Here is a 15121-nt window from a genome sequence, read left to right on the forward strand (position 1 = left end):
TATTATGTACGCAAGTATTCTTTACTTGATTTTTAAGATTTATTATGATAAACTATCAAAGTCGCGCAGGTGTGGCGGAATGGCAGACGCAGCAGACTCAAAATCTGCCGGTGGTAACATCGTGCGGGTTCAAGTCCCGCCACCTGCATTAAAAAAGGAAGTTGCTTTTATCGCAGCTTCCTTTTTCTTTTATAGAAAATCACCGTTAAATGCAAAACTGTCACTTAATTAAAGTGAATTATAAAGTTCTTCATACTTTCTAGCTGAACTGTTCCATGAGAAGTCTGTCTTCATTCCCCTGTCAACAATCTTATTCCACTCTCTCTTATGATTGTAATATACATCCTTAGCATAATTAACAATACCAAGCATCTCATGTGCATTATAATTAGCAAAAGAAAATCCTGTTCCCTTACCTTCATATTCGTTATATGGCTCTACAGTATCCTTAAGGCCACCCGTTTCTCTTACTATAGGAACTGTTCCATATCTAAGGCTCATAAGCTGTGAAAGTCCACAAGGTTCAAATAATGACGGCATAAGGAATGCATCACAGGCTGCATATATCTTATGTGACATATCTTCTGAATAATATATATTAGCTGATACTCTGTCATTATATTTCCAGTCATAATGTCTGAACATATTCTCATATCTCTCTTCACCGGTACCAAGAACAACAAACTGTACATCTTCTGCACAGAGCTGATCCATAACATATGCTACAAGATCAAGTCCCTTCTGGTCTGTAAGTCTCGATACAAGCCCAATCATAAACTTACCCTTATCCTCTGTAAGTCCAAGTTCCTTCTGAAGTGCAACCTTGTTCTTCCACTTTTCTTTTCTGAAAGTTACCTGATTATAGTTGTTGGGAATTCTCTTATCTGTCTCTGGATTATATTCATCATAATCAATACCATTAACAATACCTGATAAAACATTAGATCTTGCTCTCATAAGTCCATCAAGATTCTCGCCATAAAACGGTGTCTTTATCTCTTCTGCATAAGTCTCACTTACAGTTGTAACCCTGTCAGCATATACGATACCACCTTTTAAGTAATTAGCATCATCATAGGCTTCAAGCTTATCTGATGTAAAATATTCATCTGGAAGTCCTGTAATATCCTTAACTTTCTTAAGATCCCATATGCCCTGGAACTTAAGATTATGTATAGTCATAATAGACTTGATACCCTGATAAAACTCTCCCTGAGAAAATCTTTCCTTAAGATATACAGGAATAAGACCTGTCTGCCAGTCATTACAATGAATTATATCTGGTCTGAAGCCAAGCACAGGAAGGGCTGAAAGTGCAGCCTTGCTAAAGAATGCAAACTTCTCAATATCCTCATGAATCCAACTGTATGGCTTATTACCACCAAAATAGAATTCATTATCAATAAAGTAAAATGTCACACCATTCCACTCTAATTCAAAAACACCTACATATTGTGTTCTCCAGGCAAGATCTATGTAAAAATGTGTCTTATAAACCATCTTTTCACGATACTCCCAAGGTATACATGTATACTTAGGTATCATTACTCTTACATCAAACTTAGTCTTGTCAAAATACTTAGGAAGTGAACCTGCAACGTCAGCAAGTCCGCCTGTCTTAATAAATGGTACAGCCTCTGATGCAATCAACAATACATTTTTCATACATTAGTCCTCATTTCTTCTTAATTATAATCCCATACTCTTCATGCATTTATAAAAAAATAAGTGCAGTCCCTGTAAAACTGCACTCATTATATCACATATATTAGAATATTACCAGTAACGTCTTATGGCAATTACGCTCATACCTATTGAATTAACACCAACAAGCCTTACTGAACCACCTGGAACATTAGCATGAATCATCTGTCCTCCACCTACATATATTCCAACATGTCCCGGATAACATATAACATCACCAGGCTGTGCATTGGCAAGTCCGTTAACCGCTGTACCACCATATGCCTGGGCACTTGATGATCTTGAAATACTAATTCCATACTGTCTGAACAGATATGAAGTAAATCCTGAGCAGTCAAAACCTGATGGTGAACTTCCGCCGCTTACATATGGAACTCCAAGAAGTGAATATGCTAAAGAAACCACCCCATTAGCTACAGAAGAATCTCCTTTAGCCGGTGTTGCTATATTCTGCTGTATTGAAACGGCTGCTGCTGCCAGACGTTCCTGTTCTTTCTTCGCTGCAACTTCGGCAGCTTTCTTAACAGCGGATTCAAGCTGGCTGCTCACATCATCTGCTTTAGCCTGTGTTTCTTGAATTGTACTGTAAAGAAGAGCCTGTTTCTCAGTCAACTGAGCCTGCGCCTCATCAAGTTCTTTTTTATCATTTTCCAGACTGGTTTTAAGATCTTGAATTTCTTTAGCTGTGTTAGCCATTTCATCAAGTTTATTCCGGTCATAATTATATACTTCCTGCATATAAACAGCTTTATTAAGCATTGTACTCATATCTGATGAAGTAAGAAACACCTCTGCTAAAGATACAGACTGATCTTCATACATATACTTAATACGAAGCTTCATATCATCATACTGTGCAGCCTGAACCTTTTCAGCTTCTTTAAGTTTAACATTGGCAGCATCAATTTCATCAGATTTATTAGCCATCTTGAGTTCCAAATCATCCATCTGCTGTAACAGATAAGCCCACTGGTTCTGAAGGTCATCAAGTTCCTGTTCTGTCTGTTTCTTCTGCTGCTTTAATTTATCAACATCATCTGCATAAACTGCAAATACTGTCGATACCGTTATAGTTGATGTCAATAAAATAGCTGCAAAACCTTTAAAAATTCTCCTACGCATATATACCTCAATTAAAATTATTACAAAATTGTTAAAAATCGTTTACGATTTTGTAATTATAATATATAAAACACGATATTTCAAGGCTTTACAACTAATTATATGTGAAAAATGTGTGTGTTATTTATTTAATATTATACTGGATACGGATTTTATCTGATATCAGAGCAATAAATTCCGAATTAGTAGGCTTACCTTTTCCACAATTAATTGTGTACCCAAATAAATCATTCAGCGTATCTGTATTTCCGCGGTTCCATGCTACTTCAATAGCATGTCTTATTGCTCTTTCTACGCGACTTGAAGTTGTTTCATATTTTCTTGCTATAGTTGGATAAAGCACCTTCGTTACGCTATTTATCACTTCTGCATTCTTTACTGAAAGAGTAATAGAATCTCTAAGATACTGATATCCCTTTATATGTGCAGGGATTCCTATGTCGTGTATTATATTGGTTATATCTGTTTCCAGATTTCGATCTGTAATAGATACCGGCTCTTTCGGAATTGATTTAACATTTGTCTTGTTATGCTGATTTCTTATGTATCGTATTCTGTTGACCAGTACCTCATTGTCAAAAGGTTTCATTATGTAATATGCTGCTCCCATATTAAATGCATCCTCAGTTACACTATCTCTTCCAACAGCACTTATTACAATAAAGTCCGGCTTAGAATTTATTGATTTATCCTCTCTTACTTTTTCCATAACAGTAATACCGTCAATTCCCGGCATAATCAGATCCAATAAAACAACATCAGGATTGCTTTCATGAATTATCTTAACAGTGTCAGCTCCGTTATCTGCAATTCCTACAACTGTCATGTCCTCTTCTTCATCAATAACATTTTTTAGTGCTTCCAGAATATTCTGATTATCATCTGCAATAGCTATTTTCGTCCTCTCCATTGATCCAAGCCCTTTCATATTGTGAAAATTAATTATTCCGACACATCTTAACTTCACAACAACTAGTATAGTTTTAACAGCAGCAGTCCGCAAGCACTTTTTATCGCAAGATATCGCAGCATTCGACAAAATTCGACACATATTTATGATTATTAAATCAAACCATCAATAATAATGAATAAAATAACCAGAGGCAGGATATATTTAAGATAAAACTTAAAAATCTTAGGCATGCCAATACCCTTTCCTGTATTAACTTCATTCATATAATTATCATATCCCCAGCCATGCTTAGTCGTACAGAAAAGAAGTATAACAAGGCTTCCTATAGGGAGAATAAGGCTGCTTACAAGGAAATCTTCCAGATCAAGCACATTAGTTCCAGCACCAAGCGGTGTAAATCCACTTAATACATTGAAGCCAAGAATGCATGGAATACTCATGATAATTATAATAAACAGGTTAATTACACCTGCTTTCTTACGGTTCCATCCAAAAGCTTCCATATTGCATGCAATAATATTCTCCAGAACAGCAATAACTGTGGATAATGCCGCAAATGTCATAAAAAGAAAAAACATTGTGCCCCAGAATCTTCCACCTGACATATGTTCGAACACCTTTGGAAGTGTGACAAATATAAGGCTTGGACCACTGTCTGTTGGTATATTATATGACATACATGCTGGAAATATGATAACTCCTGACATAATTGCAACAAATGTGTCAAGTAATGTAATCTGTATTCCCTCTCCTACAAGCGCACGTTCTTTCCCAATATAACTTCCAAATATCATCATTGAACCCATTCCTACACTTAAAGTAAAGAAAGCCTGCCTCATTGCCTCAATAATAATATTTCCAAGGCCAACCTCTTTTATCTTATCCATATCAGGAACAAGAAAATATTGCATTCCTTTTCCGGCACCATCAAGTGTAAGACTGTGGATAGCAAGAACAACAATAAGTCCAAGAAGAATAAGCATCATATATTTTGTAATCTTCTCAACACCATTCTGAAGTCCCATACTGCAAACAATAACCGCAATAAGAACTATTACTGCCATCCACACAAACATTATCCATGGATTAGCAGTTACATCAGCAAACATCTGTGAACTGTCAGTGTTTTTAGTAATATCACCAGTTACATACTTGATAAAATATCCTAACATCCATCCTGAAACAGTAGTATAGAAGAATAAAAGTATATAATTGCCTATCATTCCAAGATATCCATGAATATGCCACTTCTGTCCAGGTTGCTCCAATTCATGATATGCCCTTATTATACTGCTTTTAGAAGCTCTTCCCATTGCAAGTTCCATTGATAGTACAGGAATTCCAAACATAAGAAGGAACAACATATATAATAAAACAAATATTCCACCTCCGTTATTGCCTGCAACATATGGAAAACGCCATACATTTCCAATTCCGATTGCGCAGCCTGCACTTATAAGTATGAATCCAAGTCTGCTGCCAAATTTCTCTCTTTCCATCGTATCATAATCCTTTTCTTAATTAGTTTCTTTTTCGTCTTTATCAAGCATTCTATCAATAAATATACCATATCCGCAAGTAGAATCATCTACAAATACATGTGTGACAGCCCCAATTATCTTTCCATTCTGAATAATCGGGCTCCCACTCATCCCCTGTACAATTCCATTAGTCAGCTTGAGAAGCTCTCCTGATGTCACCTTAAATGTTATATTCTTAGAATCGCCATACTTTAAATCTGTTATATCAATTTCATAATCATGAAAACTGCCATTGTTATAAAACCTCACATATGCTGTTCCTTTTGAAGCTTCATATGACCCGGCTGCTTTCATCAGTTCTGGTGAATACTCCTTATATAAAGAGTACGCATTTTCACCATATATGCCTTTATCAGTATTACGGCTTATACTTCCTATGTTGTCCTCTCTATAATCAATCGTACCAAGAAGCTCTCCAGGCTCTCCATTTTTTCCGGGTACAATAGACAGAATTCTTGTTCTGTATATCATGCCATCTCTTATATCAAGCACATTCCCTGTTTCGTTATCCGATATTCCATGTCCTAATGCTGCAAATGTGCCATCTTCACACACATAAGTAACAGTTCCAACACCCTGTGTATCATCTTTAACCCAGATTCCAAGTTTGTATTCCCCTGCAACATTTTTCACAGGTATAATCTGCTCTTCAATTTCCTGACCATCCCGCCTGACGGTTATGTCCATACTATTTCCCGCCGATTCTGACACCGCCTGTAAAAGCTGTTCTTTCGTATCTGTCTGAGAGCCATTAACTTTAATTATATAATCACCTTTATTAATCTTTCCTTTGGCAGGAACAACATTTTGCCCGTCATATGTGCATATTGTTTCTGTATTAACAACATATACTCCATTACATTTAAGATATATACCGACCTGAAAACCTCCGGAATAAATGTATTTTTCATCGACTACCTCCATATGTGTCCTTGCGACAGAAAGCAGTCCAAAAAGCTTATAATCCACATAATACTGACCGGTATTTCCCGACTGAATTGTAACCTGCTTTCCAAAATCAATATTATCGGCACATATATTATTACTGCTGTCATATACAGTACCAACAACAGGTATGTCCATAGAAAAAACAGCCTTATCCTGCTTATATATATATAGCTTATCTGGAATCTTTTTCTTAATTGAATTACAGTATATATAAGCTCCAAAACCTATGCAAAATGCCAGAACCCCGGCATAAATTAACCCTTTTTTAAAATTCTTCATATCAATCCACCATCCTTCTAAGATTAGTATTGACCAATGAAATACTTTTAAAAAAGGGTATTACTGTAAATTCAGTTAAAATGTATTTAATTATTTTTTGCCGTCTGTGCCATATTCTTAAGTTCTTTTGCATTAGACACAACTGCATCTGTAATACTTGAACCGCCAAGCATTCTTGCTAACTCACCTATACTTTCATCATATGAAAGCTTTGTTATGTTACTTATTGTCCGATTATCTTTAGTAGACTTCTCAATAACATAGTGATTATCAGCCATTGCCGCAATCTGAGGCAGATGGGTAATGCATATTATCTGATGAGTTTTTGAGAGTGTATTTAACTTCTCTGCAACAAGCTGTGCCGTCTTTCCGCTGATTCCTGCATCAATCTCATCAAATATCAGTGTTTTGGATACATCTGTCTCTGCCATTACACTTTTAATAGCAAGCATGATTCTTGACAATTCTCCACCTGATGCAATCTTTGCAAGAGGCTTCATATCTTCACCCGGATTAGTTGATATCATAAACCTGACATTGTCAGTTCCGGTTGAATCAGGATTTTTCTCTTCAAATTCAGCTTCAAATCTTACATCAAGAAAATTAAGCTGTTTTAAGGCATTTATTATATCCTGCGAAAAATTTAGTGCTGTTTTCTTTCTCTGGCTGCTTAAAAGAAAAGCTGCATTCATAAGTTTTTTATAAGTTCTATCATATTCAGCTTTTCTTGCAGCAACAACTTCATCATAATTCTCATATTCAGATAACTTCTGTTTCTTATTATCAAGAACAGATAATATATCTTCAATCGACTTGCCATATTTCATCTTAAGAGAATTAATCATATCAAGTCTTTCTTCAAGTGTATTGAATTCAGACTGGTCAAATGTAAAATCATCCATATAAGATGAAAGGTTATGAGCCACATCTGATATAAGATTCTCAATATCAGCTAGAATATCACAGTCATCTTTCAAAGATTCATCATATTCGCTTGCAGCTATCATATTCTTTAATGCAGCTCCTGCCATATCACTAAGATTATTGTCACCTTCTGAAAGCAGCATCGACACCTCAGAAAGATTTCCTGCAATCTTCTGGAAGTTACTCATTCTCCGGTAATCAGCTTCAATCTGTTCATCTTCTCCAGGTTTTAAAGCAGCTGATTCAAGCTCATTGATTTCATATTGAAGAAAAGCCATCTCTTTAATCCTTGATTCATCATCACCAGAAAGACTTTCATATGCTTTTTTGCATATAGTATATTCCTTATAGCATTCTTTATACGAATCAAGAAGTGGATTAATACTGTTATCATAATCATCAATTACAGACAAATGATTACTCTCATCCATAAGCAGCTGGTTATCATGTTGTCCGTGAATATCAATCAGTTCATGTGCAAGAACTCTTGTCTGGGCTGATGTAAAAGACTGTCCGTTAACCTTAATCTGCGAACGATTTGCCATAATTTTCCTCGAAATAACAAGTTCACCGTCATCGCATGATATAACCCCCAGTTCTTTGATTCGTTCAATCTTATCTTCTGGTATTGCAAATGTTATCTCTGAAAGTCCATATTCACATCCTGACCTTATAAAATCAGGTGATGTCTTGCTTCCTAATGCAGCATTAATAGAACCGAGAATAATAGATTTACCTGCACCGGTTTCACCAGAAAGTATATTAAGTCCTTCATCAAAATCAATATTCTCTTCTTCTATAAGTGCAAGATTCTTAACATGTAAATTAACTAACATATCCTGCCTTTCAATTCTGTCTATTAATTGTTCTTAATAAGTTTCTTAATCTTGTTCATAACAAGCAAAGTATCATTAACTGTCCTTACTGCACACATGATAGTATCATCTCCTGCAATAGAACCTACAATCTCATTCCATTCCAGTGCATCTATTGCTGCACATACAGCCATTGCCATTCCAGGTGCAGTCTTAATTACAAGAATATTCTGTGCCATATCCATTGATACAAAGCCTTCTTTAAGAACCGTTAAAAATTTATCACTTGCAACAGGTTTGTCCTTTGTAAGTGTTGCATACCTTGTTCTCTTACCATCCACAGAAACTTTTGACAGATTAAGTTCTCTTATATCTCTTGAAACAGTAGCCTGCGTAACATTATAGCCTTCATCGTTCAGAATCTTTGCCAGCTCCTCCTGTGTTCCAACTTCGTATCTGTCAATTACTTCTAATATCTTTTTATGTCTGTCTGTTTTCATAATTATCCCCAACTACATTTTGTTCCTTATTCTCTCTAAGAATGAAATTCTGCTTGTCTTGACAAATCTTGATATACGCTCTGACTGCGTAATAACAATTCTGTCTCCCGTTACAACTTCACAGAAGCTTTCTCCATCAAATGTGGCAACTCTTGCGCTGTCATTCTTAAGAGAACCCGTCATTCTTCCTGATGAGCTTTTATTATCCTTCATCTCAATCATAATCTCATCATCAGCAGCAAATATAATACTTCTCTGATTAAGTGAATGCGGACATATAGGTGTCACCATTATAAGTCTTGCTGTCGGCTGTATTATAGGTCCTCCTGCTGACAGACTGTACGCTGTCGATCCTGTTGCGGTCGAAACAATTACCCCGTCAGCCGAATATGTATTAAGATACTCGCCATTGACATATATATCAAAATCAATAATTCTTAAAGCACCATTTCTGTTAATTACAACATCATTAAGTGCCATATCAGAAAAAATGCGTTCTTCACCGCGATATATACATCCATCAAGCATCATGCGTCTGTCAATCTCATAATCGTCTCTAAGAAGACTCTCTAATGTCTCCTCAAAGCTTGACATATCTGTGTCTGTAAGATAACCAAGAGTTCCGATGTTAACGCCTATAAAAGGAATATCCTTCTCAGACAACTCCCTTGATGCCTGAATAAGTGTACCATCACCTCCAAGAACAATAACACATTCAGTATTATTAGGAACCAGTCTTACATCACTGTATGAACCTGTTTTATTAAATGCCTTTTCCTGTTCTATCTGGCATACACATTCAGCTCCTTTTGAGCGTAAAAAATGTGCAATCTTTCTTGTATTAACACCATCTGGATCTTTAAACCTGTTAGTAACAATATAAAAATATTTCATGCTGAACCTCATTTAGTATACGAAAAGAATTAAATATATATTACAATACTTCGTGAGCTTTTTCAACTACATTTTCTACAACAAATGGAATTTCCTTTATCTGTGGTTCTGCAATTTTCTGCAAATGCAACAGATACTCAATATTCCCCTCAGGTCCCTTAACAGGACTGAACTCAAGATTAAGGATTTCAAATCCTATTGACATTGCATAATCAATAACCTTATTGATTACTTCTATATGCACATCTTTATCTCTTACAACGCCATGCTTTCCTACCTTCTCACGTCCTGCCTCAAACTGTGGCTTGATAAGACACACTATCTGGCCATCATCTGTAAGAAGATTTCTTACTGGAGTAAGTACCTTAGTAAGTGAGATAAATGATACATCTATACTTGAAAACTGTATTCTGTCCGCAACATCATCAGGGGTTACATAACGGATATTAGTTTTTTCCATGCATACAACTCTCTCATCATTGCGCAACTTCCAGTCAAGCTGTCCATGTCCTACATCGACAGCATAGACTTTAATTGCACCGTTCTGAAGCATGCAATCAGTGAATCCACCCGTTGATGAACCTACATCCATACATATCTTGCCTTCAAGCGTCACATCAAAATTCTGCATAGCTTTCTCAAGCTTAAGACCACCACGGCTAACATACTTAAGAGTTGTTCCGCGGACCTCTATCACTGCAGTGTCAGGAAATGACTGACCTGCCTTGTCTTCCTTCTGTCCGTCAACATATACATTGCCAGACATAATAATAGCTTTTGCCTTCTCTCTTGAAGTCGCAAGCCCTTTATTAACTAATAAAACATCTAATCTTTCTTTACTCATTTCTCTTGTCCTTATTCAATACATTTGCCCATCTGTTAAGCACCTTCGCAATAATACTGTCTCTGTCAACACCTGATTCCCGTCGCAGAATATCAACATTGCCATGTTCAACATAATCATCTGGCAGTGCAATATTAAGTACATCTATGTCATTGCATGTATCATCATAATATTGACAGACCGCTTCACCAAAGCCACCTGACAAAACATTTTCTTCCATAGTAACTATAAGTCTGTGAGACTCTGATAATCTGTCCAACATATCGGTATCAACCGGCTTAATAAAACGCTCATTGACAATTGTTATATTATAACCCTTTTCTTTAAGCTTTTCTCTGACTGCCTGTGCCGTAATAAGCATATTGCCTGCTGCAACAAATGCAATGTCAGACTCTTCAATAATCATCTCGGCTTTTCCGTACCGGATTGGTGCATTATGCTCTTCAAGACCATCATACGCCTGACCTCTTGGATATCTTATTGCAACCGGGGAATTAAAGTTAAGCAGAGCGAATTCAAGCATTGCTGAAAGTTCACTGCCATTCTTAGGTGCCATAACAGTCATGTTTGGAATTGAAGTCAGAAATGAAAGGTCGAATATACCCTGATGTGTCTCACCATCACTTCCAACAAGCCCTGCCCTGTCAATTGCAAATACCACATGAAGATGCTGGATACATACATCGTGAAGTATCTGGTCATAAGCTCTTTGTAAAAATGAAGAATACACAGCAAATACAGGTTTAAGACCACCTGCTGCCATTCCAGCCGAAAACGTAACAGCATGCTCTTCTGCGATTCCGACATCAAAAAATCTGTCAGGAAACCATTTAGAGAATTTATTAAGTCCTGTTCCATCAGGCATTGCTGCAGTAACCGCAACAATTGACTTATCCTTTTTGGCAAGCTGGCATATTTTTTCCGAAAATACATCAGAATAAGTCGGCTTATCAGATGATTTCAATTCTTTTCCTGTTACAATATCAAATGGTCCTATTCCATGAAACTTAGCCGGATTACGCTCTGCAGGTTTATATCCATGTCCTTTATGTGTTACAACATGGATGATAACTGCACCGTTAATTCGTTTAGCAACATGAAACACCTTAATAAGCTTCTCAATATCATGTCCATTAACTGGGCCAAGATAAGATATTCCCATACATTCAAACATTTGTCCTGGAAGTATTATCTGCTTAAGATTACTCTTGGTTTTCTTGATTCTTTCTACAATATGGTCTCCACCCGGAAGCTTATACAGAGTATTAGTCACATTTTCCTTAAGGTCATAATATGAATCTGATGACCTTATATTACTAAGCATATGTGGTACACCGCCAACATTCTTGGCTATTGACATAGTATTATCATTTAACACAATAATAAAATTAGTCTTAAGTGAAGAAGCATTATTAAGTGCCTCATAGGCCATTCCGCCAGTAAGCGCACCATCTCCTATAACAGAGACAACATTGTAATGCTCATTTTTTAAATCTCTTGCCTTGACAAGACCAAGTCCTGCCGATATTGAAGTCGAACTGTGTCCTGTGTCAAATGCATCAAAATGACTTTCATTTCTCTTAGGAAATCCGCTCATTCCGCCAAATTTTCTTAACTGGTCAAACTGGTTCTTTCTTCCTGTAAGAATCTTATGGGTATATGACTGGTGTCCAACATCCCATATAAGCTTGTCCTGCGGCAGATTAAATGCCAGATGAAGTGCCATTGTAAGCTCAACCACACCAAGATTAGATGCCAGATGTCCACCTGTCTTACTAATCTTTTCTATAAGAAATCCACGGATTTCATCCGCAAGCTGATTATATTCAATTGGAGATAATTGTTTAATATCATTCGGTTTATTTATCTTTTCAAGAATCATAATGCACCTGCTTTATTTGTTTCTGTGTATAAGGTTAAGAACAAGCTCCTCTAAGAATTCATTCTTTCCAACACTTTTAATTATATCTAAAGCCTCATCAGACATAGACTCTACATCTGCCTCAGCTTTTTCCATTCCATATAAAGTAACATATGTTGTTTTATTGTTCTTTTCATCTGAAAATACAGGCTTTCCAAGCTCTTCTAAAGAACTTGTGACATCAAGGATATCGTCTCTTATCTGGAATGCAAATCCTATAAGTGATGCTGCCCTGCATAACTTGTCAGCAGTCTCATCATCACAACCTGCAAGATATGCTCCGGCAAGAAATGCTGCTTCAATCAGTGCACCTGTTTTTAATCTGAATATAAAATCAAGCTGTTCTTCTGATAAAGTCCTGCCTGTAAGTTCTACATCAACAGCCTGTCCGCCTACCATGCCTTTTATTCCTGCTTTTCTTGCAATAACCTCCATTGCTTTGGCTTTTGTTTCTATATCACCTTCACCTGATACAAGCGCTTCAGCCATAATCTCATAAGCAAGATTAAGAAGTCCGTCTCCTGCAAGTATTCCGAAATCTTCTCCGAATACCTTATGTGTTGTAAGTCTTCCTCTTCTGTAATCATCATTATCCATTGCAGGAAGATCATCATGCACAAGTGAGTATGAATGAATACATTCCAGTGCTGCCATAAACGGATAGACAACCTGACAGTCATTGCCGCCACAAAGTTTATATACTTCAAGCATAAGCATCGGCCTTACTCTCTTGCCGCCTGCATTAACACTGTAATTCATGGATTCTCTTATCTTCTTATCAAGTCCTGTTTCCTCAGGAAGATATCTTAATATTATATCATTAATAAAAACTACTTCCTGTTCCAATTCATTCTTAAAATCACTCATCGTCCTGTTCTCCATCATCATTCAAAACTATGATTTGTTTCTCAACCTTGTCAAGCTGGTTATTACAGCTTTCGACAAGCTTCATCCCCTCCTGATACATTTTAAATGATGCATCAAGTGTTGTGTCTGATTTTTCCATCTGTGCAATTATTTCTTCAAGTCTTTTAAATGACTGTTCTAATGTTTTTGCCATGCTTCCCCTACCTCAATAACCTTAGATCTGATGCTTCCATCTTTAAGATAAACTGTAATCTCGTCATCTGACGACACCTGACCGGCTGATACAATTCTGTTACCTTCAGAATTCTCAATATAGCCATAGCCCATATCAAGCTTTTTCAAAGGACTTAACCCCTCAAGTTTCGAAGCATACAGACGAAGTCTGTTTCTATTTTCAGCCGCACATCTTTTTATTAACATGTTCAGCTTATCTTCTATATTCATAAGCCGCTGTCTTTTATCATATATCTGATTGACAGGGTTAAGATATTCCATCTGTAGCTTTAATCTTTCCAGATAGTCTCTTTTTGCAGACAACGAATACATCATCTGCTGCTTTAACCGTCTTTCATATTCATATATCCTGTTTTCAACAGCCGCTACCTCTGTAACAGCAAGCTCTGCCGCAGCAGAAGGTGTGGGTGCTCTCATATCAGCTACAAAATCAGTGAGTGTAAAATCTGTCTCATGTCCTACTGCTGATATTACTGGTGTTGAAGCGTTAAACACAGCCTCTACAACCTCAGGTTCATTAAAAGCCCATAAATCTTCTATTGAACCGCCGCCTCGTCCTACTATAATACAGTCAAGCCCCATCTTATCAAGTCTGGTAATTCCGCTTACAATTGACTGCTTTGCATGTTCTCCCTGAACATATGCAGGATAAAGTACAATCTGGATATAAGGGTTACGCCTTTTGGAAATGTTCATAATATCCTGAACTGCTGCACCTGTCTTGGATGTTACAACACCTAATTTCCTGGTAAATGCAGGAAGCGGTCTTTTATACTCTTTAGCAAAGTAGCCCATATCTTCATAATACTGCTTAAGCTGTTCATACTTCTGATACAGTTCGCCAATACCTTCTTGCTGTACAGTATTGGCATACAGCTGGTATTTACCGGCAGCGTCAAATACATCTACTCTTCCTGAAACAACAACAGACATTCCATCTTTTAACTTAAAGCTAAGCCTTGCAGCCTGACTTGCAAACATAATGACAGAAAGTGCCGCATCAGCATCCTTTAAAGTAAAATAAATATGACCGGAGGTATGATACTTGCAATTAGATATCTCCCCCTTAACAGAAACCGAGTTAAGCAGAAAATCCTGCTTAAACATATTCTTAATATAGGAATTCACCTGCTTTACAGTATATACTCCAGCCATATATCCTCACTTTACATGCAAAAAACTGCATTACTCTTTAATTAACTTGCCTAATACACCATTAACAAAAGCTGCTGTGCTGTCAGCCGAGCCATACTTCTTGGCAAGCTCAACAGCTTCATTGAGTGCTACATTAGTAGGAATATCCTCATCATAAAGCATCTCATACACAGCAAGTCTCATAATAGAAAGCTCTGTCTTTCCTAGACGGCTTGTTGGCCATCCCTCAGATACAGAATCGATTTTCTCATCAAGCTCAGGTATAAGCTCTGCTATTGCTAATGTCTTATCCTTGATGTAATTATATTCTTCTTCCTTAAGATGTGAAGCATCTACCATATCTGCATCTGCAAAATACAGATTAATCTGCTCTTCATACTCATCTTTGTTATCGATAAAAGGAGCTCTGAATAATAACTTAAAAATATGCTCCCTCATTGTAGATCTTGTCATCTTTTAA

The 15121-nt window shown here is 36.8% G+C and carries 14 protein-coding genes and 1 tRNA gene; 1 reads left to right on the plus strand and 14 read right to left on the minus strand.

The window, feature by feature from the left end:
* The first annotated feature begins 65 nt into the window (after positions 1–65).
* Positions 66–148, plus strand: a tRNA-Leu gene (locus EUBELI_RS05195).
* Positions 149–228: 80 nt separating this feature from the next.
* On the opposite strand, the gene glgA is transcribed toward EUBELI_RS05195, so the two are convergent.
* From glgA to nusB, 14 genes are all read right to left on the minus strand, one after another.
* On the minus strand, positions 229–1665 hold the full coding sequence (glgA, locus tag EUBELI_RS05200; protein ID WP_012739310.1) for a glycogen synthase GlgA: 1437 nt from the start codon (positions 1663–1665) through the stop codon (positions 229–231).
* Positions 1666–1776: 111 nt separating this feature from the next.
* The gene (locus tag EUBELI_RS05205) at positions 1777–2826 is read right to left on the minus strand and encodes a C40 family peptidase (RefSeq protein ID WP_012739311.1); all 1050 of its coding nucleotides are present in this window, start codon (positions 2824–2826) and stop codon (positions 1777–1779) included.
* Positions 2827–2950: 124 nt separating this feature from the next.
* On the minus strand, positions 2951–3736 hold the full coding sequence (spo0A, locus tag EUBELI_RS05210; RefSeq protein WP_041688096.1) for a sporulation transcription factor Spo0A: 786 nt from the start codon (positions 3734–3736) through the stop codon (positions 2951–2953).
* A gap of 152 nt (positions 3737–3888) precedes the next feature.
* Complete coding sequence (locus tag EUBELI_RS05215; RefSeq protein WP_012739313.1) at positions 3889–5238, minus strand: sodium-dependent transporter; 1350 nt, start codon at positions 5236–5238, stop codon at positions 3889–3891.
* A gap of 18 nt (positions 5239–5256) precedes the next feature.
* The gene (gene spoIVB, locus EUBELI_RS05220) at positions 5257–6507 is read right to left on the minus strand and encodes a SpoIVB peptidase (RefSeq protein ID WP_012739314.1); all 1251 of its coding nucleotides are present in this window, start codon (positions 6505–6507) and stop codon (positions 5257–5259) included.
* Positions 6508–6593: 86 nt separating this feature from the next.
* Positions 6594–8267 (minus strand): DNA repair protein RecN, encoded by a 1674-nt coding sequence (gene recN / locus EUBELI_RS05225; RefSeq protein WP_012739315.1) that lies wholly within the window; start codon positions 8265–8267, stop codon positions 6594–6596.
* A gap of 23 nt (positions 8268–8290) precedes the next feature.
* Positions 8291–8746, minus strand: a complete 456-nt coding sequence (gene argR / locus EUBELI_RS05230; RefSeq protein ID WP_012739316.1) for an arginine repressor — start codon at positions 8744–8746, stop codon at positions 8291–8293.
* 12 nt (positions 8747–8758) lie between these two features.
* Positions 8759–9640 carry an NAD(+)/NADH kinase gene (locus EUBELI_RS05235; protein WP_012739317.1) on the minus strand — a complete coding sequence of 294 codons (882 nt, stop codon included), beginning with the start codon at positions 9638–9640 and terminating at the stop codon, positions 8759–8761.
* A 40-nt stretch (positions 9641–9680) separates the two neighbouring features.
* A complete protein-coding gene (locus EUBELI_RS05240; RefSeq protein WP_012739318.1) occupies positions 9681–10484 on the minus strand; it encodes a TlyA family RNA methyltransferase in 804 nt (267 codons plus the stop codon).
* A complete protein-coding gene (gene dxs / locus EUBELI_RS05245) occupies positions 10477–12366 on the minus strand; it encodes a 1-deoxy-D-xylulose-5-phosphate synthase (protein ID WP_012739319.1) in 1890 nt (629 codons plus the stop codon). The genes EUBELI_RS05240 and dxs overlap by 8 nt, the downstream gene beginning before the upstream one ends.
* A 12-nt stretch (positions 12367–12378) precedes the next feature.
* On the minus strand, positions 12379–13272 hold the full coding sequence (locus EUBELI_RS05250; protein ID WP_012739320.1) for a polyprenyl synthetase family protein: 894 nt from the start codon (positions 13270–13272) through the stop codon (positions 12379–12381).
* Positions 13265–13465, minus strand: coding sequence for an exodeoxyribonuclease VII small subunit (xseB, locus tag EUBELI_RS05255; RefSeq protein WP_012739321.1), 201 nt, complete (start codon positions 13463–13465; stop codon positions 13265–13267). The genes EUBELI_RS05250 and xseB overlap by 8 nt, the downstream gene beginning before the upstream one ends.
* Positions 13450–14661, minus strand: a complete 1212-nt coding sequence (gene xseA, locus EUBELI_RS05260; RefSeq protein ID WP_012739322.1) for an exodeoxyribonuclease VII large subunit — start codon at positions 14659–14661, stop codon at positions 13450–13452. Before xseA ends, xseB begins: the two co-directional genes overlap by 16 nt.
* 30 nt (positions 14662–14691) lie before the next feature.
* A complete protein-coding gene (gene nusB / locus EUBELI_RS05265) occupies positions 14692–15114 on the minus strand; it encodes a transcription antitermination factor NusB (protein WP_022098648.1) in 423 nt (140 codons plus the stop codon).
* Positions 15115–15121 lie beyond the last annotated feature (7 nt).

The sequence above is a fragment of the [Eubacterium] eligens ATCC 27750 genome (assembly GCF_000146185.1).
GTDB classification, from domain to species: Bacteria; Bacillota; Clostridia; order Lachnospirales; family Lachnospiraceae; genus Lachnospira; species Lachnospira eligens.